1 pseudogene is annotated in these 618 nt (G+C 42.1%); it reads right to left on the bottom strand.

Features of this window, described 5'->3' with window-relative positions:
- Positions 1-16: 16 nt before the first annotated feature.
- Positions 17-618: pseudogene (locus EG2_RS18170) on the bottom strand (citrate transporter); the annotation flags it as partial.

Below are 618 nucleotides of genomic sequence, written 5' to 3'. Positions count from 1 at the left end.
TTTTCCTCCCTCTTACTTACCCAAAAATCAAACCAATGAACAACAATATAACTGAAGCAAGACTTAGCCATTTCACATTTCCTTTGACCACATCCAAAATGGGGATTTGGAATCCTGAAGATAGTGCTTGCATCGTGATGTTGACGAAACTCATTTGACTGCCTAAGCCCACGCCCATTGTGACAAAACCTAAAGCAATCGGTGGGAATCCTAAGGAAACGGCGACTGGCAAGACAAGTGTCAACACTGAGCCCACATATGCTCCGGCAGGAATACCAATCAAGACTCCGGTCAAAATCGCCACAGGTACTACAACAAATTCCGGTGCGTTCTGAGCTACCCCAGCAATGACGGCAAACGTTCCTGTTTGCGCAATGATATTGATGAATGCCAAGAAGATTCCCACTTGAAAGAGACGAGTCAGAATATACGTTGATCCATCTACCATTGCTTCCACCGATTGATTCATTGAAAAATCAGTACATAAGTAAATCAATGCTAATGTGATTACCATATAAACAAGCGGTGTGAAGAAAACAAAACCAATCAAGTCATTGACTAGCGGGCCGAATATAACTGCAAAAAGCAAGAAAATCGCTGGTAATGTGATTTTGAACA

Source organism: Enterococcus gallinarum NBRC 100675 (assembly GCF_001544275.1).
GTDB classification, from domain to species: Bacteria; Bacillota; Bacilli; order Lactobacillales; family Enterococcaceae; genus Enterococcus_D; species Enterococcus_D gallinarum.
This window is presented reverse-complemented; position numbering and strand designations above follow the sequence as displayed.